At 62.8% G+C, this 19,433-nt stretch carries 18 protein-coding genes and 1 pseudogene; 10 read left to right on the top strand and 9 right to left on the bottom strand.

Going from position 1 to position 19,433, the window contains the following annotated elements:
* Nucleotides 1-9 precede the first annotated feature (9 nt).
* From ssuD to argE, 7 genes are all read right to left on the bottom strand, one after another.
* Nucleotides 10-1,158 carry an FMNH2-dependent alkanesulfonate monooxygenase gene (gene ssuD, locus LGQ10_RS20630; RefSeq protein WP_226523042.1) on the bottom strand — a complete coding sequence of 383 codons (1,149 nt, stop codon included), beginning with the start codon at nt 1,156-1,158 and terminating at the stop codon, nt 10-12.
* A 24-nt stretch (nt 1,159-1,182) separates the two neighbouring features.
* Nucleotides 1,183-2,148, bottom strand: a complete 966-nt coding sequence (locus LGQ10_RS20625) for a sulfonate ABC transporter substrate-binding protein (RefSeq protein WP_226523041.1) — start codon at nt 2,146-2,148, stop codon at nt 1,183-1,185.
* 89 nt (nt 2,149-2,237) lie between these two features.
* The gene (gene ssuE, locus LGQ10_RS20620) at nt 2,238-2,831 is read right to left on the bottom strand and encodes an NADPH-dependent FMN reductase (protein WP_226523040.1); all 594 of its coding nucleotides are present in this window, start codon (nt 2,829-2,831) and stop codon (nt 2,238-2,240) included.
* Nucleotides 2,832-3,051: 220 nt separating this feature from the next.
* Nucleotides 3,052-3,690, bottom strand: coding sequence for a peroxiredoxin (locus LGQ10_RS20615; protein WP_058436136.1), 639 nt, complete (start codon nt 3,688-3,690; stop codon nt 3,052-3,054).
* A 280-nt stretch (nt 3,691-3,970) separates the two neighbouring features.
* Complete coding sequence (locus tag LGQ10_RS20610) at nt 3,971-5,338, bottom strand: OprD family porin (protein ID WP_226523039.1); 1,368 nt, start codon at nt 5,336-5,338, stop codon at nt 3,971-3,973.
* A 495-nt stretch (nt 5,339-5,833) separates the two neighbouring features.
* Nucleotides 5,834-7,132: an amino-acid N-acetyltransferase gene (gene argA, locus LGQ10_RS20605; protein ID WP_058435699.1), complete on the bottom strand. Its 1,299-nt coding sequence runs from the start codon at nt 7,130-7,132 to the stop codon at nt 5,834-5,836.
* A 136-nt stretch (nt 7,133-7,268) separates the two neighbouring features.
* Nucleotides 7,269-8,426 (bottom strand): acetylornithine deacetylase, encoded by a 1,158-nt coding sequence (gene argE / locus LGQ10_RS20600; protein ID WP_226523038.1) that lies wholly within the window; start codon nt 8,424-8,426, stop codon nt 7,269-7,271.
* A gap of 158 nt (nt 8,427-8,584) precedes the next feature.
* Between argE and LGQ10_RS20595 the strand changes: the two genes are divergently transcribed.
* Nucleotides 8,585-9,952 carry an inorganic triphosphatase gene (locus tag LGQ10_RS20595; protein ID WP_226523037.1) on the top strand — a complete coding sequence of 456 codons (1,368 nt, stop codon included), beginning with the start codon at nt 8,585-8,587 and terminating at the stop codon, nt 9,950-9,952.
* Here the strand turns inward: LGQ10_RS20595 and LGQ10_RS20590 are convergent, their stop codons facing one another.
* Complete coding sequence (locus LGQ10_RS20590; RefSeq protein ID WP_226523036.1) at nt 9,953-10,423, bottom strand: Lrp/AsnC family transcriptional regulator; 471 nt, start codon at nt 10,421-10,423, stop codon at nt 9,953-9,955. It lies immediately after the preceding gene.
* Nucleotides 10,424-10,547: 124 nt separating this feature from the next.
* On the opposite strand from LGQ10_RS20590, the gene LGQ10_RS20585 reads away from it, so the two are divergent.
* From LGQ10_RS20585 to LGQ10_RS20560, 7 genes and pseudogenes are all read left to right on the top strand, one after another.
* Nucleotides 10,548-10,877: a hypothetical protein gene (locus tag LGQ10_RS20585; protein ID WP_226523035.1), complete on the top strand. Its 330-nt coding sequence runs from the start codon at nt 10,548-10,550 to the stop codon at nt 10,875-10,877.
* 104 nt (nt 10,878-10,981) lie between these two features.
* On the top strand, nt 10,982-12,757 hold the full coding sequence (locus LGQ10_RS20580; protein ID WP_226523034.1) for a GspE/PulE family protein: 1,776 nt from the start codon (nt 10,982-10,984) through the stop codon (nt 12,755-12,757).
* A 56-nt stretch (nt 12,758-12,813) separates the two neighbouring features.
* Nucleotides 12,814-13,566 (top strand): annotated as a pseudogene (locus LGQ10_RS31640) (HAMP domain-containing protein); the annotation flags it as partial.
* On the top strand, nt 13,558-14,421 hold the full coding sequence (locus tag LGQ10_RS31635) for a methyl-accepting chemotaxis protein (RefSeq protein WP_413247632.1): 864 nt from the start codon (nt 13,558-13,560) through the stop codon (nt 14,419-14,421). The pseudogene LGQ10_RS31640 and the gene LGQ10_RS31635, both read left to right, overlap by 9 nt.
* A 45-nt stretch (nt 14,422-14,466) precedes the next feature.
* Nucleotides 14,467-15,387, top strand: a complete 921-nt coding sequence (locus tag LGQ10_RS20570) for an SPFH domain-containing protein (protein WP_058437530.1) — start codon at nt 14,467-14,469, stop codon at nt 15,385-15,387.
* Nucleotides 15,388-15,397: 10 nt separating this feature from the next.
* Complete coding sequence (locus LGQ10_RS20565; protein WP_058437532.1) at nt 15,398-15,847, top strand: NfeD family protein; 450 nt, start codon at nt 15,398-15,400, stop codon at nt 15,845-15,847.
* Between the two features lie 70 nt (nt 15,848-15,917).
* Nucleotides 15,918-16,235 carry a DUF2388 domain-containing protein gene (locus tag LGQ10_RS20560; RefSeq protein ID WP_058437534.1) on the top strand — a complete coding sequence of 106 codons (318 nt, stop codon included), beginning with the start codon at nt 15,918-15,920 and terminating at the stop codon, nt 16,233-16,235.
* A 70-nt stretch (nt 16,236-16,305) separates the two neighbouring features.
* On the opposite strand, the gene LGQ10_RS20555 is transcribed toward LGQ10_RS20560, so the two are convergent.
* The gene (locus LGQ10_RS20555; protein ID WP_058437536.1) at nt 16,306-16,980 is read right to left on the bottom strand and encodes a TetR/AcrR family transcriptional regulator; all 675 of its coding nucleotides are present in this window, start codon (nt 16,978-16,980) and stop codon (nt 16,306-16,308) included.
* Nucleotides 16,981-17,121: 141 nt separating this feature from the next.
* Between LGQ10_RS20555 and LGQ10_RS20550 the strand changes: the two genes are divergently transcribed.
* The gene (locus tag LGQ10_RS20550; protein WP_226523032.1) at nt 17,122-18,006 is read left to right on the top strand and encodes a DAPG hydrolase family protein; all 885 of its coding nucleotides are present in this window, start codon (nt 17,122-17,124) and stop codon (nt 18,004-18,006) included.
* A 294-nt stretch (nt 18,007-18,300) separates the two neighbouring features.
* Complete coding sequence (locus LGQ10_RS20545) at nt 18,301-19,350, top strand: type III polyketide synthase (protein ID WP_226523031.1); 1,050 nt, start codon at nt 18,301-18,303, stop codon at nt 19,348-19,350.
* The last annotated feature ends 83 nt before the right edge of the window (nt 19,351-19,433 follow it).

Below are 19,433 nucleotides of genomic sequence, written 5' to 3'. Positions count from 1 at the left end.
GGCCGCACCTCAGCTCTGGGACACGGCTTTGGGAATGATGTCGTTGGCCACCATCTCGCCGAACGGGCTGACGTAACCTGCGGCTTCCGGCAGCTTGGGACGTTCGATGTCCAGGTGCGGGAACAGCAGTTCGGCCACCCGATAGGACTCCTCCAGATGGGGATAACCGGAGAAGATGAACGTATCGATGCCCAGGTCGGCATACTCCTTCATCCGCGCCGCCACGGTCGGCCCATCGCCCACCAGGGCGGTGCCAGCTCCCCCACGCACCAGGCCAACCCCGGCCCAGAGGTTGGGGCTGACTTCCAGCCGGTCGCGACGGCCGCCGTGCAGGGCCGCCATGCGCTGCTGGCCCACCGAGTCGAAACGCGCCAGGGAGGCCTGGGCCCGGGCAATGGTGTCGTCGTCCAGGTGCGAGATCAGCTTGTCCGCCGCTTTCCAGGCTTCGTCGTTGGTTTCGCGCACGATCACGTGCAACCGGATGCCGAAGCGCACGGTGCGCCCGAGCTTGGCGGCCTTGTCCCGCACTTGCTGGATCTTCTCGGCCACTGCGGCCGGTGGTTCGCCCCAGGTCAGCACCATTTCCACCTGCTCGGCGGCCAGATCCTGGGCGGCTTCCGAGGAGCCGCCAAAGTACAGCGGTGGACGGGGTTGCTGGAGCGGCGGATAGAGCAGCTTGGCGCCCTTCACGCTGATGTGCTGGCCGTCGTAGTTCACGGTTTCGCCTTCCAGTACCCGGCGCCAGATACGGGTGAACTCCACCGAAGCCTGGTAACGCTGTTCATGGTCGAGGAACAGGCCATCACCGGCCAGCTCATCCGGGTCGCCGCCGGTCACCAGGTTGAACAGGGCCCGGCCGCCGGACAAGCGATCCAGGGTTGCTGCCTGACGCGCTGCCACCGTCGGGGAAATGATCCCGGGACGCAGCGCGACAAGGAATTTCAGACGCTGGGTCACCGGAATCAGCGACGCCGCCACCAACCAGGAGTCCTCGCAGGACCGTCCGGTAGGGATCAGCACGCCACCAAAACCGAGACGGTCGGCGGCCTGGGCGATCTGTTGCAAATAACCATGATCGACGGCGCGAGCGCCTTCGGCGGTGCCAAGGTAATGGCCGTCGCCGTGGGTGGGCAGGAACCAGAAGATGTTGAGGCTCATGGAGTGGTCTCCTAAGGGGTCGGGTTACGGCGCTTTGGCCATGGTGGCGCTGGGCGTCCAGATCACATCTTTGATGCTCAGGGGCTTGGGAATCAGCTTGAGCTGGTAGAAGCTGTCGGCGATCTTCTGTTGCGCGGCGATCACTTCCGGGGTCAGGAAGCCTGCGCCATAGCCCTGGCGTTTCACCGAGGTCAGGGTTATTTCCGGGGATAGGCCCAGCAGCGGCGCCACCTGGTCGGTGACCTCCTGCGGGTTGGCCCTGGACCATTCGCCCACCGCCCGCACTTCTTCCACCAGGGTCTTGATCACCTCGGGATGTCGTTGTGCGTAGGGCTTGGTGGCCAGGTAGAACTGGTGGTTGTCGACGATGCCACCGCCGTCACGCAGGGTGCGGGCCTGCAACTGCTGTTCGGCGGCAGCCTGGTAAGGGTCCCAGATCACCCAGGCATCGACGCTGCCGCGCTCGAAGGCCGCACGGGCATCGGCCGGTGGCAGGAACACGGTCTGGATCTCGCTGTACTTGAGCCCGGCATCTTCCAGGGCGCGGACCAGCAGGTAATGAACGTTGGACCCCTTGTTCAGCACCACCTTCTTGCCCTTGAGGTCCTGCACCGACTGGATCGGCGAGCCCTTGGGCACCAGGATCGCTTCGCTGTGGGGGGCTGGCGGTTCGTACGCCACATAGAGCAGGTCGGCGCCGGCGGCCTGGGCGAATACCGGCGGAGTCTCGCCGGTCACGCCGAAATCGATGGAGCCGACGTTCAACCCTTCCAGCAACTGCGGACCGCCGGGGAACTCGGTCCACTGCACGTCGATGCCCTGCTGCGCCAGGCGCTTCTCCAGGGAGCCCTTGGCCCTGAGCAGCACCAGGGTGCCGTATTTCTGGTAACCGATACGCAAGGTCTCGGCTTGGGCTTGGACAATGGCGCCGAAGGACACAGCCGCAGCAAACAGAGCGACCAGACCGCGACGCAAAATGACAGGGCGCATGGCGCTCTCCTTTTTGCTCAGGGGTTATGGCTGCACCTGCTTGCCCGTTGGCGGGCGAGTAAGGCCAGTGATTCAAATCAGGGTGTGGTTCAAATGCTCCAGCGAGCACTCAACAGGCGTTCATTCAACAGGCCCGGGTCCAATGGCTTGGGACGGCGCGCCAGGGCACTGTGGAACTGTTCCAGGGCCTCGTGCAGGCGTTGCTCCAGGGCCGGGGCCAGTTGTGGCTGGGCGCTGCCTTCGCCGTAGGCAATCTGGCTGTCCTCGGCAAAGATTCCCTGGAGCATCTCCTGGGCCTTGAGCGCCGACAGCACGGGCTTCAAGGCGTAGTCCACCGCCAGCATGTGGGCGATGCTGCCGCCGGTGGCCATGGGCAGCACCACCTTGTGATGCAGGGCGCGCTCGGGGAGCAGGTCGAGCAGGGTCTTGAGCGCTCCAGAGAACGACGCCTTGTACACCGGCGTGGCGATCAGCAGGCCATCGGCCTGTTCGATCTGTTGCAGCAGGTCGATGATCCTGGGGCTGTCGAAGCGGGCATGGAGCAAGTCCTCGGCAGGGAAATCCCGCACCTGGTAACTGACCACTTCCACGCCTTGCTGCTGTAACCAGCGCTTGGCCAACTCCAGCAGCACTCCGGAACGGGAGCGTTGGCTGGGACTGCCACCGAGAGAGACCACCAGCATGCAGGGATTCCTTGAGCGATTGAGGCGATTCGCGGGATGCGATCTCGCCGGACTGAACAGACCTTAACAGCCTATTTTTATATCCATAAATCTTATTTATTCATTTGTTTATTCCATATATGAATATATGGAGGCATTTGGCACAGGCAAAAAAATAGGCCGTCGAAACGGCCTGAAAACCCCTGCTTTATGGATCTTTCCCCCTGTCGAGCCGATGGCTTCAACGGTTGGGTTGTGGAGTCAGGCGCAGGTAGGGCTTGACTGTACGGTAGCCTTTGGGAAAACGCCGCTTGATCTCTTCTTCGTCCTTGAGGGACGGCACGATCACCACTTCGTCACCGTCCTGCCAGTTGGCCGGGGTGGCCACCTTGTAGTTGTCGGTAAGCTGCAGCGAGTCGATCACCCGCAGGATTTCGTGGAAGTTGCGCCCGGTGCTGGCCGGGTAGGTGATGGTCAGGCGAATCTTCTTGCTCGGGTCGATGATGAACAGCGAACGCACTGTCAGGGTGTCGCTGGCATTGGGGTGGATCAGGTCGTAGAGGTCCGACACCTTGCGATCGGCATCGGCCAGGATCGGGAAATTGACCCGGGTATCCTGGGTCTCGTTGATGTCCTCGATCCAGCGGTGATGGGAGTCCACAGGGTCGACCGACAGGGCGATGGCCTTCACGCCACGCTGGGCGAATTCATCCTTGAGCTTGGCGGTGAAGCCCAGCTCCGTGGTGCACACCGGGGTAAAATCCGCCGGATGGGAAAACAGCACGCCCCAGCTATCACCCAGCCACTCGTGGAAACGAATCTTGCCGGCACTGGAATCCTGTTCGAAGTCGGGGGCGATGTCGCCCAGTCTGAGGCTCATGGGTGCTGCTCCTGTGAGTGCGGTATGGGCCTACTTTGCCTGCACAGGAGATCATTTAAAAAGAATAAATATCGATTTATTAATAGCTATTTCGAATATTAAAAATCTCTTCACTGGACGCGCAGGCAGCCACGGACCAACCTGCCCAGCAAGGTTCGAGAAGGCCTTGAGTAGCGGTAGACGCTGTAGAAAGAGGAGAACTCAGGATGGGCTCACGGGGGTGGGCCTGACTTGAAGCAGTACCTCGCCCGGCATTGCGCCGGGCGAGGTTTTATTGCGATTACAGCAGCGGGATCGAGTAGCTGACGATCAGGCGGTTTTCGTCCTGATTGCGCTGGCCCGGAATGTCGTTGCGCCACATGGCGTTTTTCCAGGTGAGGCCCAGGTTTTTCAGCGGACCTTCCGGGATCACGTAGGCGACAGTCAGGTCGCGTTCCCATTCGCTGCGGCCAGTGGCCGAAACGGTACGCTGGGTGGCACCGACCTTGCCGGAAGTATCGATGTTGTCGCCACGCAGGTAGACCAGGCCGGCGGTCAGGCCTGGCAGGCCCACCTTGGCGAAGTCATAGGAGTAGCGCGCTTGCCAGGTACGCTCGCCAGCACGGGCGAACTTCTGGATCTGCATGTCGGTAGTCAGGTAGGCCGACGAACCGTCGCCCTGGTTCAGCCAAGGGAAGTCGCTGTCGCCGTTGCTCACCTGGTAACCACCACCGAAGGTGTGGCCGGAAACCGAGTAAAGGAACAGGCCGCTGATCAGACGGTTGTCGACCTTGCCCTTGGTGAAGCCAGTGCCGTAGTCACCGGTGGTGTAGTAGGCCGAATCGTGGCCATTGGCACCGTCGTTACGGCTATTGAAGTAGCGCAGGTCGGACTTCAACACGCCCGGGCCGATAGCCCAGTTGTGGGTCAGGCCCAGGAAGTGCTGCTTGTAGAAGTCTTTCAGGTTGCCGTAGTAGTACTGGGCGGTCAGATCCTTGGTGATCTTGTAGTCACCACCACCGTAGAGGAACTTGTTGCTATCGCGGCCCGAGGCGGTGTGCGCGTTGGCACCAGCGATCGACAGCTCTTCGTTGTTGCTGGAGTTACGACCCTTCGCGTGTTCGATCTGGCCACCGACCAGGGTCAGGTCCTTGATCTCGTTGGTGGTGATCTGACCACCCTGGAAGGTTTGCGGCAGCATGCGACCATCGTTGGTCACGATGACCGGCAGTTTTGGCTGCAGGGTACCCAGCTTCAGCTCGGTCTGGGAGATCTTGGCCTTGGCGGTCAGGCCCAGGCTGGAGTAGTTGTCGACCGCTTTGCCATTGGATTTGCTTGGGAAGACAGTGCCGCCATAGGAGGTAGCGGTAGCGCCGTTGGTGCCGCCGCCCGAGTCCAGCTTGATGCCCAGCAGGCCGATGGCGTCGAGGCCGAAACCTACGGTGCCTTCGGTGTAGCCGGAAGTGAAGTTGAGCTGGAAGCCTTGACCCCATTCTTCCTGCTTGTTTTGGGCGCCGGCCGCTTTGGTGTCGCCGTCGCGGTTATCGGTATTGATATAGAAGTTACGCAGCCCCAGGGTGGCCTTGCTATCTTCGATGAAACCGGCGGCGCCTGCCTGCTGCGCCAAAACCCCTACGGCCACAGCCAGGGCCAAGGTGGACTTGTTCATGTATCGCTCCTCTCGTTTTCTAATTCTTGTGGTTCCTGGCCCCGGATCGAAACGCCCGGGTGCCACAGATGCGCGATTAGCGCCAGACCGTGACTGATAAGTCAATCGTAACGACCTGTGTCTTCGACCATGGTCTAATCGCAGTTATCGGGTCCATGTAGGGTAATGAATCACTCATAAACCCAAAAAGAATTATTCAATTCTTTCTCATACCATTCAGGAATAAAGCTCGTCATTAACCAGCCAAATGGTCCAGCCTAGACGCTTGCAAGCCTATTCCTGAAAAATATTTTCCCGCAGTTGCACCCTTCCAATCCCGGGACGGCATCAATAAACACGTCATTAGGGATCGAAAAAGCGACGCAATCATGGCTAAGAGCCTATCCTCCCGTCAATTTGTTACAGTTTTAGTATTGAACTGAAATTTTTCTGACATATGCAAAGCCGCGCTTCGATCCTTGGATCGAGCGCGGCTTTTTCATGGGAGGAACAACGTCAGAGGGCTTTTTCGAAGATCTTCGAATTGCGCTGGTAGTTGTACAGAGAGGCCCGGGCCGAGGGCAGGCGCTCAACGCTGCTAGGCACGAAGCCCCGCTCACGGAACCAGTGGGCGGTACGGGTAGTGAGGACGAACAGGGTCTTGAGGCCCTGGTCCCGGGCCCGGGCCTCGATCCTTTCCAGCAGTTCGTCGCCACGCTTGCCGTGCCGGTACTCGGGGTTCACCGCCAGGCAGGCCAGCTCTCCGGCTTCGGAATCGGCAATCTGGTACAGCGCGGCGCAGGCGATGATCATGCCCTCGCGCTCGACCACGCTGAACTGCTCGATCTCGCGCTCCAGCACCTCGCGGGAACGCCGCACCAGGATGCCCTGCTCTTCCAGTGGGCTGATCAGCTCCAGCAGGCCGCCGACATCTTCGATCGCCGCCTCGCGCACTCGCTCGAATTGCTCCTGGGCCACCAGGGTGCCGCCGCCATCACGGGTGAAGAGTTCGGTCAGCAGCGCCCCATCCTCGGCATAACTGACGATATGGCTGCGCCCCACTCCACCCCGGCAGGCCTCAGCGGCCGCATCCAGCAGCTCGGCCTGGTAGTTGGCCCCCAGCCGCTGCAGGTGGGCTGGCACCTGTTGCGGACGCAGCTCACGCACCAGCTTGCCGTTGTCGTCCAGCAGTCCCGGGTCCGCACCGAACAGCAGCAGCTTGTCGGCACCCAGGTCGATGGCAGCGCGGGTGGCCACGTCTTCACAGGCCAAGTTGAAGGTTTCACCAGTGGGCGAGTACCCCAGGGGCGACAACAGCACGATGGAGCGCTCGTCCAGCAGGCGGTTGATGCCCTTGCGGTCGACCCGGCGCACCTCGCCGGTGTGGTGGTAGTCGACGCCTTCCAGCACGCCGATCGGGCGCGCGGTCACCAGGTTGCCGCTGGCGACCCGCAACCGTGAGCCCTGCATCGGTGAAGACGCCATGTCCATGGACAAGCGTGCCTCGATGGCGATGCGCAGCTGGCCAACGGCGTCTATCACGCACTCCAGGGTCGCCGCGTCGGTAATCCGCATGCCGTGGTGGTAATGCGGGGTCAGGCCACGAGCGGCAAGGCGCGACTCGATCTGGGGACGCGAACCGTGCACCAGCACCAGGCGCACACCCAGGCTGTGGAGCAGCACCAGGTCGTGGACGATATTGCCGAAGTTGGCGTGTTCAACGCCGTCGCCGGGCAGCATGACCACGAAGGTGCAGTCGCGGTGGGCGTTGATATAGGGAGACGCGTGACGGAGCCAATTGACGTATTCGGGCATGAACCTGAGCCTGTAAATAAAAAGCAGCCTATGGAAGGACGAAATGGAAAACGCACAGCGGGCTGATGGTTATCGTCGGAACAGGCTTGGCAACACGCTTACTCTCCTCATGGGTACGGACAGGGACGACGGCAATTTACTGAAATTGAGCCGGGGTCAGGCAGTAATATTCGATCAGTTCACGCAATAGATGCACGGTAGGCTGCAAGCGTGACATTTCAAGGTACTCGCCTGGCTGATGGGCGCAGGCGATATCCCCCGGGCCGAGCACCAGGGTCTGGCAACCGAGGCGCTGAAGATAAGGTGCTTCAGTGCCGAACGCCACTGCTTCGGCGCGATGACCTGTAAGACGTTCGGCTACACGCACCAACTCGGCATCCTCGGCCTGCTCGAACGGCGGCACGGCGGGGAACAGTGGCGCGTAATCGATCTGCACCTCGTGTCGTTCGGCCACCGGTCTGAGCCTCTGGCGGATCGCCTCGCGCAGGGCTTGCGGGTCCATGCCCGGCAAGGGTCGCAGGTCGAACTCCAGCGAGCACTGGCCGCAGATGCGGTTGGGGTTGTCGCCACCGTGGATGCAGCCGAAGTTCAGGGTCGGCTGCGGCACGCTGAATTGCGGGTTGCGAAATTCCCGTTGCCACTGCAAGCGCAGGCCACGCAGCTCGCCGATGGCATCGTGCATGGCTTCCAGGGCACTGCGCCCCAGGCTCGGGTCCGATGAATGACCGCTACGGCCGAGAATGTCGATGCGCTCCATCATCACGCCCTTGTGCAGCCGGATCGGCTTGAGCCCCGTAGGCTCACCGATCACTGCCGCACGCCCCAGCGGATGACCGGCTTGCGCCAGGGCCCGGGCCCCGGCCATGGAGCTTTCCTCGTCACAGGTGGCCAGGATCAGCAACGGCTGCTTGAACGGCTGAGCCAGCAGCGGCTGTACCGCCTCGATGACCAGGGCGAAGAAACCCTTCATGTCGCAGCTGCCAAGGCCGACCCAGCGGCCGTCGACCTCGGTCAGTTTCAGGGGGTCGGTCTGCCACAGCCCAGCATCGAACGGCACGGTGTCGCTATGGCCTGACAGCACCAGGCCACCGGGACCACTGCCGAAACTGGCCAGCAGGTTGAACTTGCCAGGGCTCACTTGCTGGATGTCGCAGGCAAAGCCCAGGTCGCCGAGCCAGCCGGCAAGCAGGTCGATGACCGGTCGATTGGACTGGTCCAGCGCAGGCTGGGTGCAGCTCACCGAAGGGGCTGCGATCAAGGCGGCGAACTGATCCTTCATGGACGGCAATGGCATGAGCGGGCTCCGCAAGTTCCAGGACGAGGCCCATCATAGGGGCTGTTACCCCGCCGAAGGAACCGTGGCGGCACCTCCAGGCGCCTTGTCCTGTACACTGCACGACCTTGGCAGCCAACTCTTCCCCGGCTGCGCTCCCGATCCTGGATTGTCCGGCCATGCAGAAAGAAACCGAAATCAAACTCCGCGCCAGCCGCGAGACCCTCGCCGCCCTGCGCGAGCACCCGCTCCTGAAAAAACGCAACAAAAGTGGCTGGGAACGCCGTGAGCTGATGAACCAGTACTTCGACACTCCGGACCGCGACCTGGCCCAGGCCAAGGTGGCCCTGCGCCTGCGCCGTGACGGCGACGTGGTGATCCAGACCCTCAAGACCCGCGGGCAGAGCGTCGCCGGCCTGTCCGAACGCAACGAATACGACTGGCAACTGCCCAAGGCCAAGCTCGACCTGAAGAAACTCGATGGCCAATGCTGGCCCGAGGCCCTGGCCGAACTGGACAAGAAGACCCTCAAGCCCCTGTTCACCACTGATTTCGTCCGCGAGCGCGCGGAAATCGCCTGGGGCCGCGGCAAGGCCAAGGTGGTGATCGAGGCGGCGCTGGACCTGGGCCAGGTGATCGCCGGCAAACACAAGGAAGAAATCTGCGAGCTGGAGCTGGAACTGCGCGAAGGCGAGCCGGCCGCCCTGCTGGAGCTGGCAGCGGAACTGGCCCTGACCCTGCCGCTGATGCCTTGCGACATCAGCAAGGCCGAACGCGGTTACCGCCTGTTCGATGCCGGCAGCTACTCCCTGAGCCTGCCTGCCCCGCAACTGAACGCCGAGACGCCCCTGGACGAAGCTTTCGCCGCCCTGGCCTGGCACCTGCTGGCCAGCAGCCAGCGCCTGGCCGAGCAGTATCGCTTCAATGGCCACTGGCGCCTGCTGCAGGACTGGGTGGAGTGCCTCGCCGAACTGCGAGCCCTGGCCAGCAGCCTGGGCCAGGCTGCGCCGCGCCAGTCCACCGCTGAACTGCGCAGTGCCCTGGACGCCCTGCTGGAAGACTGGCGCCCGCTGGTACAGGCCGGTCTCGATGACGAGGACGTGCGCAAGGCAGCACCGGAGCAGTTCATCGAAGAACTGCAGGACGTGCGCTGGGGCCTGTTCTCCCTGAACACCTCGCGCTGGTTGCTCGACCGCGCCTGGACTGCCGAGCGCAGCACCCGGGGCAACCGCCAGGGCGCCGCGCAGCTGGCGAGCTGGCTGCCACGTTTGCTGGCCGAAGAGGCTTCGTCCCTGCAATTGCAGCGCTACCAGCAGCAACCCGAAGACCTGGCCGAGCAACTGCCGCGTATCGAGCGTATCCAGGCCTGGCTGCACCACGCTCGGGGTGCGCTGGAGATCCCCGAGCTGGACCGTCTCTACGGCGAGCTGAACAAGCTGGCGCAACTGGCCAACGAGCCGATCACCGAAGAGGCCCTGGTGGCGCGCAAGCACCAGGCCATCGCGGTGTTCCAGAACCGCGCCTGGAAGACCCTGCTGCGCATGTGATCAGCGCAGAACCGGCAGGCTGGTGGTGGACTTGATCTCCGACAGGGCAACGATCGAGTTCACCTCCTGGATGCCGGGCACCATGGACAGCTTCTCGAAGAAGAAGCGTTCGTAGGCTTCGATGTCCGCCGCCACCACCCGCAGCAGAAAATCCACCGCTCCCATCAGCACATAACACTCCAGCACTTCCGGAAAACCGCGGATCGCCTCGGTGAACTCGGTGAAGTTGGAGCGCCCGTGGGCATTGAGCTTGATCTGGGCAAAGATCTGCGTGTTCAGCCCGATCTTCTTGCGATCCAGCAAGGTCACCTGGCCACGGATCACCCCTTCGTCCTTCAAGCGCTGGATCCGCCGCCAGCAGGGCGACTGCGATAGGCCGACCTGCTCGGCAATCTGCGCGCTGGATAGCGAAGCGTCTTCCTGCAACAGGGCGAGAATCCGGCGGTCATAGGCGTCCAGCTCGTTATGCATGATCAATCCCCAAATATGTTATCTGGCGAATTATTCTATTCAATCATTTCACCAGAACCTCAATCTTAGATAAGAAATACCCGAATCCGAATGTAAAAATTTCTCCACTGAACTGGAGACTGCCATGCCCCCTCTCGACCCTGCCCTCGGCTCATCGCCCCGCCCCGATGTCTGGAGCGCCCACCAGGCCCACTGCCACGTGCAATACCACCTGCAAGCCGACGCCGAAGCCGACGTACTGTGCCGGGTGCTCAATCATTTCGCCTTGCAGTTCCTGGTACCGCAGCGGGTCTCGGTGCAGCAACGGGAAGCTACCTTGCACATGGAGGTGGAACTCGATGGCTTGAGCTGGCACCGGGCCGAAGTGATCGCGGACAAGCTGCGCAACCTGATCTGCGTCTGCTCGGTCGAGCTGCAACAGCTGCATCCGCTACGCCTGCAAGCCACTGGCTGAAATCGGCAAAACCCTGCAACCCTTGGCTGGCGGCCCCACGGCTGCACCGGGCTACTCTTGGCTGTTACCGGTCGGCATCACGACCGTGAGCCGGGGGGAACCTCATGAATGCCACCGATATGCCCCAGGACCGCAGGCTGGAACTCGACGAGCTGTTGCGCGAGCTGCTGGCCCAGGGCCGTATCAGCCCGGACGCCGCCGAACTGGCCCTGGCGGCGCAACCCGGGCCCGATGGTTCCCGGCATCCACTGGAAGAGATTGCCGCCCGGCAACTGCCGGACCTGCATCACCCCGGTCGCCCGCTGGACCTGGACAGTCTCACGGCCTGGCTCGCCCAGCAGGCCGGCCAGCCGTACCTGCGCATCGACCCACTACGGATCGACGTCGCCGCCATCACCCCATTGATGTCCCGCGCCTTTGCCCAGCGGCACGGGATCCTGGCCGTGGCCGTGGACACCCGGCAGGTGACCGTCGCCAGTGCCCAGCCTCATGTCCGCGCCTGGGAAGCCGACCTGGCCCACGCCCTGAAGCGCACCGTGCAACGGGTGGTGGCCAGCCCGGCACAGATCCGTCACCTGACCCTGGAGTTCTATCGCCTCGCCAGGTCGGTCAGCGGCGCCAGCAGCGAACACCGGGGCAGCGGCCCGGGCAGTTTCGAACAACTGCTGAAGCCGGGCAGCGGCGACCGCGAGCCGGACGCCGATGATGCCCACATCATCAACATCGTCGATTGGCTGCTCCAGTACGCCTTCGAGCAACGGGCCAGCGATATCCATGTCGAGCCGCGGCGTGACCAGGGCAACCTGCGCTTGCGCATCGACGGGCTGCTGTACGACGTCTATGCCTTTCCACCCCAGGTCACGCTGGCTATCGTCAGTCGCCTCAAGAGCCTGGGCCGGATGAACGTCGCCGAACGACGCAAGCCGCAGGACGGGCGGATCAAGGTCCTCGCCCCCGAAGGCCATGGCGTCGAGCTGAGGCTCTCGACCCTGCCCACCGCCTTCGGCGAAAAGCTGGTGATGCGTATCTTCGACCCCCAGGTCCTGCTCAAGGACTTCGACCAGCTGGGCTTCTGCGCCGAGGACCTGGCGCGCTGGCAGGCCATGACCGGACAGGCCCACGGCATCATCCTGGTCACCGGCCCCACGGGTTCGGGCAAGACCAGCACCCTGTATGCCACCCTGAAGAAGCTGGCGACCCCCGAAGTCAACCTGTGCACCATCGAGGACCCGATCGAGATGATCGAGCCGGCCTTCAACCAGATGCAGGTCCAGCCCAACATCGACCTGGGTTTTTCCAGCGGAGTCCGCGCGCTGCTGCGCCAGGACCCGGACATCATCATGATCGGCGAGATCCGCGACCTGGAGACCGCCGAGATGGCCATCCAGGCCGCCCTCACCGGGCACCTGGTGTTGTCCACCCTGCATACCAACGATGCCCCGGGCGCCATCAGCCGCCTGCTGGAGCTGGGGGTGCCGCATTACCTGATCAAGGCCACGCTGGTCGGGGTCATGGCCCAGCGCCTGGTACGTACCCTGTGCCCCCATTGCAAGGAACCTGCGGATCTCGACGCAGATCACTGGCACAGCCTGGCGCCGCCTGCCCAGCTGCCGACCCTGCGCCTCGGCCAGCGTGCCGTCGGCTGCGCCGAATGCCGGGGCACCGGCTATCGCGGACGCATCGGAATCTACGAAATCATGCTGTTGAGCGAGGGGCTCAAGCCATTCGTCCAGCCGGACCTCGACCTGGCCGCCCTGCGTCGCCAGGCAGGCGCCGATGGCATGCGTAGCCTGCGCCTGGCCGCCGCGCACAAGGTGGCACAGGGATTGACCAGCCTGGAGGAGGCACTGCGCGTAACCCCCTGCAACGAGTTCGGGTAGCCCCCCAGTCGCTGGACTACGCTCTAGGCACAGCCGAAACGGGCAGGGAACCATGCATGAACATTCGCCAGAACATGATCACCTCCGGAGCTATCAGCCTGCTGGCCATCGCCCTGGTAGCCGGCATCGGCCTCTGGGGCCAGTCGCGCCTGGCCAGCGCATTGGGCGACAACGAACTCAACGCCAGCGCCCTGCGCAACCACCTGGAGGCCGACATGATGCACGACGCCTTGCGGGCCGATGTACTGCAAGCCTTGAGCAGCCAGCCCGGTGATGTGGCAGCCGGTGACGAAGTACGTGACAGCCTGCGCGAACACGGTGACTGGTTCCGCAAGGCCCTGGCCGAGAATGCCCGCCTGCCCCTGGCGCCGGATATCCGCGAGGCGGTCGGCGAGTTGCAGCCCGTGCTGGAAAACTACATTCGAGCTGCACAGGACATTGCCGGGCTGGCGCTCAAGGACCCCCAGGCCGCCCGCCTGCAGATGCCGGAGTTCTCCCAGCGGTTCAGCGAAGTGGAAACCCGCAACGAGGCCCTGAGCAGCAAGATCGAAGCCAGCAGCGCCCAGACCCGCGCCCGCAGCGAAACGGCCGTGCGCCAGGCCGCCTGGTGGCTGATCGGTGGCAGCCTGTGCGCCGTACTGGCCCTGTGCCTGTTGACCCGCCAGTTGCTCAACCGGGTACTCAAGCCCCTGGAAAAATCCGTGGCCACGGCCCGAGCCATCGCCCAGGGCGACCTGACCCGCAGCATCAGCGTCGACAGCCAGGACGAAGCTGGCCAGTTGCAGCAGGCCCTTGGCGAAATGCAGGACAACCTGCGGCAGATGATCACCACCATTCGTCATGAGAGCGAGGAGCTGCGCGGCCGCTCCCATAGCCTCAGCGGTACCTCGTCGAGCATCGCCGACGGTGCCAGCGAACAGGCCGACGGCGCCACCGACATGGCAGCAGCCATGGAGCAGATGATCAGCAACATCGCCCAGGTCGCCGAGCATGCGCGCAACGCCCAGAGTATCTCGGCCCAGTCCGAGTCCCTGGCCGGCAGCGGCGGACAGGTAATACTCGGGGTGGTCGACGGCATGAGCCACATTGCCGAGGCGGTCAATCAGTCCTCTGAAAGCATCACCGCCCTGGGCCAGTCCTCCGAAGAGATTCATTCGATCATCCAGGTGATCAACGGCATCGCCGAACAGACCAACCTGCTGGCCCTCAACGCCGCCATCGAAGCCGCCAGGGCAGGAGAAGCCGGGCGCGGCTTTGCCGTGGTCGCCGACGAGGTACGCAACCTGGCGGCGCGCACCGCGCAATCGACCCGGGAGATCACCGGCATGATCCAGCGCATCCGGGAAACCACCGAGCAGGCGGTCAGCAGCATGCAGACCGGAGTCAGCCGGGTGAACGACGGCGTGAACATGGCCCAGCAGGCGGGCACCTCGATCAACGAGATCCGCCAGGGCGCACAGCGCTCGGCGCTGATGGTGCAGGAGATTTCCCACACCATCGGCGAGCAGTCCAAGGCCAGCGGCGAAGTCGCGCAACGGGTGGAGATGATCAGCGAAGTGGCCCGTCGCAACAGCCAGGCCATGCGTGACCTGAGCCTCACGGTGGAGCAGATGGAGAGTTCGGTGGCCACCCTGCAGACCTCGGTCACACGCTTTCAGCTATGAACCCTACCCGCCGCCCATTGATCAACCGTTGAACAGGTGAGCCAGATGCAGATCACAAGCGTACTGCTACTTTTCGTCGGCCTGGCCGTGGCCCTGGTGTTCATGGGTTTCAAGGTGGTCCCGCAGGGCTATCAGTGGACCGTGGAGCGTTTCGGGCGCTACACCAACACCCTCAAGCCGGGGTTGAACATCATCATCCCGGTGATGGACCGCATCGGGCGCAAGATCAACGTCATGGAGAACGTGCTGGATATCCCGCCCCAGGAAGTCATCACCGCCGATAACGCCACGGTACAGATCGACGCGGTGTGTTTCTTCCAGGTCGTCAATACCGCCCAGGCCGCCTACGAGGTCAACAATCTCGAGCATGCCGTGCGCAACCTGTTGCAAACCAATATCCGGACGGTGCTGGGCTCCATGGAACTGGACGCGATGCTCAGCCAACGTGATGCGATCAACGAGAAACTGTTGAAGACCGTCGATGAAGCCACCGCTCCCTGGGGCATCAAGATCACCCGTATCGAAATCAAGGACATCAGCCCGCCCACCGACCTGATGGCCGCCATGTCAGGGCAGATGAAGGCCGAACGGGTCAAGCGCGCGCAGATCCTGGAGGCCGAAGGATTGCGCGCCGCAGCCATTCTCACCGCCGAAGGCAAGAAACAGGCACAGATCCTGGAAGCCGAAGGCGAGCGCCAGGCGGCATTCCTCGAAGCCGAGGCCCGTGAACGCCAGGCAGAGGCCGAAGCCCGGGCGACCCAGGTAGTGTCCGAGGCCATCGCCCACGGCAACGTCCAGGCGATCAACTACTTCGTGGCGCAGAAGTACGTCGACGCCCTGGGCAAGCTGGCCTCGGCCAACAACAGCAAGGTGATCCTGATGCCACTGGAGGCGAGCCAGGTCATCGGCGCCGTGGGTGGCATCGGCGAAATCGTCAAGGCCACTTTCGACGGCAAGAAGACGTGAGGCGAGCGCCATGTCGGCATTCCTGCAAGCGCTGTCGTTCTGGGACTGGCTGGCCCTGGGCACCGTCCTGCTGATCTTCGAGGTGTTCGGTGCCGGCGGCTACTTGCTGTGGATCGGCCTGGCGGCCGCCAGCGTCGGGGTCCTGGCCTTCCTGATCCCGAGCCTGGCGTGGGAAATGCAGTTCCTGCTGTTCGGCCTGCTGTCAGTGCTGACGGCGCTGTACTGGTGGCGACGCCAACGCAAGGCGATCCGTTCCAGCGACCAGCCTAACCTCAACCTGCGGGGCCAGGAGCTGATCGGCAAGACCTTTGTGGTACACCAGGCGATCGTCAACGGGCGGGGCCGGATCAAGGTCGCCGATGGTGTATGGATCGCCAAGGGTGCCGATGCCCCGCAAGGCGCACGGGTACGGGTGGTGGGCCAGGAAGGCGCGATCCTGCTGGTCGAAAACCTCGACTGATCAGTCACGGAACTCGATCAGGGAATCTAGAATCAAAGAGTGTAGTTCCCCCTAGTCGGAGTCACCCATCATGCGTCTGAAAACAGCTGTCGTCACAATTGCCCTGCTGTCGCTCCCCATAGGTTCGGCAATGGCCGACACCTTCTGGCGTAACGTCATTTCCTCCGGTGCGACCACAGGCTCCACCTACCTGACCTTCAAGGATCACAAGCTGATCGTCGCTGCCCAGGACGACGCCGGCAGCTTCGTCGCCAGCGAAGGCAGCATCCGCGGTCCGTACCTGGAAGCCGCGATGCAGAAGGTCCGCGCCGACAATCCAGGTCTGCAGGCCACCGATATGGAACTGGCCAACGCCATCCTGGCCAAGAATGCCGTTGCCCAGGAATAAGGGTCGTCCCAGGGATGATCCTTGAAAAAACGCCGACCTCAGGGTCGGCATTTTTTTTGCCCGGATGTTCCTAGCCAGCCTTGGTGATACGGGAAACCGCCTGCAGGCCAGCCAGGGCGTAGCACATCATGTGCTCGATCAGTGCCGGTGGGTCGAGCTTCAAGCCGGGCAATACATTGCGCTCCAACGGGTCATGGGCGATCAGCAGGAACAGGCAAGGCGAAAACACGCTGACGGCGCTGCGCAAGGTGGCTGGATCGTCCGGCGACAGCTGCATGATCTGGCCAAGGATGGTGCGCACGATCTTCGCCTTGGGAAACGCCTGTTCCTCGAGCACTTGCGATAGCACCGAGGACGGCGACACCAGCTCGCGGGTCATCACCTTCAGCGCCCATCCGTCACGCTCGTTGCCCAACCCCTCGATCAGTACCGTGATGATCGCCCGCAGCTTGTTCTCGGCGCTGTCCTGGCTCTCGCTCAGGCGAATCATGGTCTCGATGCGGAGCAGGCGATCGTGGGCCTCGCGCAGGACCGCCTGATACAGGCCGTCCTTGTTCTCGAAGTGATAGTTGACCGAAGCGTTGTTGGCTCTGGAATTCTCGCAAATCTGCTTGCTGGTGGTGTTGGCATACCCCTGCTCAGCGAAAAGCCGGCCGGCCACCTCCAGAATCTGCTGGCGGGTCGCCTGGCCATCCTGGCGCGGTGCACGGGCTGCAGCTGTCTGCGGGGAATCGGGAGCGACCATGAGCGTCTCACTAAGTTAAATTCAAATTTGACTTTTGTTTATGGACTGCTTAGCTAAAAAGCGCCAGTTTCTCCTGCAACCCGTGTCCCGGGTTGCCATGAAGTGGCGGCTACTCGTCTAGTTCAGCCAGAGGATATCAGCATGGAAGCGCGCGTCATGACCCCCTTCACTTACTTCTCCCTGCCCATGCAAAAGCTCTTCCTGCATAACCAGGCCGAGGTGAGGAACAAGCCGTACGCCAAGTACTTCCGTGGAGAAATACAGGTGCCGCTGTCTGCCGTGCGCAAGATCCAGCAAGGCCCCATGCCCCTGAAGGACACCCTCACGCCCAGTATCGAGGACATCAATCGCCTGCTCGACCCGGACTATTTCAGCGAAGAGTCCGGTTATGCCCTGCTGCCTGGCCCAATGGCCTATGTGCAAAGTCGCAAGTTCTTCCCTGGGTGCACGGCCAGGATGTTCAAGTGGTGGTTCCTGTGGCACCCGCTGGAGCCGGAGCGCTACTCCCTCTCGTTCCCCTATGCCCATGTCGGCAACCCGTGCCTGAACCGTCAGCGCCTGGGCGACGAGTCCCTGAGTTTCGAGGAGCGGTTGTACGGCAATACCTTCTGCGCCTCCGAATACGTCGGTGACCGCCTGATGCACCTGAACATCGACTTCCAGCACCCGAACACACTGGGACTGGACCCCGACCTGTACCGTGAAGCGAAGATCGACGGCAGCGTCAGCGCCCTGATGAGCCTGTCCGATCATCCGCGGGTCCCCGTGTCATTGATGGTGCACCTGTTCAAGGAAGTCCCGGACGGCATGTACCTCACCAGCCGGTACTGGGTCGGCTCGCACCCGTCGATGGCCCGTTTTCCGGGGGCAGAAAAGGCAGCGGCCTTGTTGGGGGAAAAGGGTTTTGGTACTGCGGGACTGGAAGCCCTGGCCTATGAATTCGCCGTGCACGACATGTGCGAGTTCAACCACCTGGCCAGTTTCCTGCCAGACCTGTATCGAGAGTTCGGCAGGCCTTCAGCCTGAAGCGAAAAGCCCTCGAGCCCACGTCATTCGCAGGCTCGAGGTTGGAATCACTCAACGTTGTGCGCCAGGACAGACACCGTTGAGCAACATGGTCATGAACGCCCCGATGTCCTGCTCCGCACTCAACTGCTCAGTTGCCAACCGCTACCCGCAAAACCCGAAGATCATATCGAGCAGCCACTCTCGGCGGGTGTCCTTGGGCAGCTCGCCATGGCTGATGGCATTCCCCCCCGGTTAACGGGGACACGCCCCCCAACACTTACTGATTGGCTTGAGTACAGCCAAGGATTGGTCATGTCCACACTTTGCCTCCCCCACGTAATGTTTCCGCAACACACGATCACCCAGCAGCAAATGGTCGAACACCTGGAAAACCTGCACCCCGACCACCCACGCATGGCCCTGGCCAAGCGCATGATCGCCAACACCGAGGTCAACGAGCGCCACCTGGTGCTGCCGATCGACGAACTGGCGGTGCACACCGGCGTCACCCACCGCAGCATCGTCTATGAGCGTGAAGCCCGGCAGATGTCCTCGGCCGCCGCACGCCAGGCGCTCGAGAACGCCGGGCTGCAGATCGATGACATCCGCATGGTGATCGTCACCTCCTGCACCGGCTTCATGATGCCGTCGCTGACCGCCCACCTGATCAACGACCTGGGCCTGCCCACCTCCACCGTGCAACTACCGATCGCCCAACTGGGTTGCGTGGCCGGTGCCGCGGCGATCAACCGGGCCAACGATTTCGCCCGCCTCGACGCACGCAACCACGTGCTGATCGTGTCCCTGGAGTTCTCTTCGCTGTGCTACCAGCCGAACGACACCAAGCTGCACGCGTTCATCTCGGCGGCGCTGTTCGGCGACGCGGTATCGGCCTGCGTGCTGCGCGCCGATGACCAGGCCGGGGGCTTCAAGATCAAGAGGACCGAGTCGTACTTCCTGCCCAGGAGCGAGCACTACATCAAGTACGACGTGAAGGACACGGGCTTTCACTTCACCCTCGACAAGGCCGTGATGAACGCCATCAAGGATGTGGCCCCGGTCATGGAGCGCCTCAACCACGAGAGCTTCGAACAGACCTGTGCGCACAACGACTTCTTCATCTTCCACACAGGCGGACGCAAGATCCTCGACGAGCTGGTGATGCACCTGGACCTGACCGCGAACCGCGTCTCGCCCTCGCGCAGCAGCCTGTCCGAAGCCGGCAACATCGCCAGCGTGGTGGTGTTCGACGTGCTCAAGCGCCAGTTCGAGTCCAACCTGAACAAGGGCGACATCGGCCTGCTGGCGGCCTTTGGTCCCGGCTTCACCGCGGAAATGGCCGTCGGCCAGTGGACCGCCTGACGTAAGACCCTGCGTCAGTCCGACCTGGCGTTGCCAACTGCAAGGCAGCGCCAGGTTGTGGTTCATGGTTTCCAGCTGAGCGA

This window comes from Pseudomonas sp. L5B5 (assembly GCF_020520285.1).
GTDB lineage: Bacteria > Pseudomonadota > Gammaproteobacteria > Pseudomonadales > Pseudomonadaceae > Aquipseudomonas.
The sequence above is the reverse complement of the archived record's forward strand: the minus strand, read 5'-3'. Positions and strand labels throughout refer to the sequence as shown.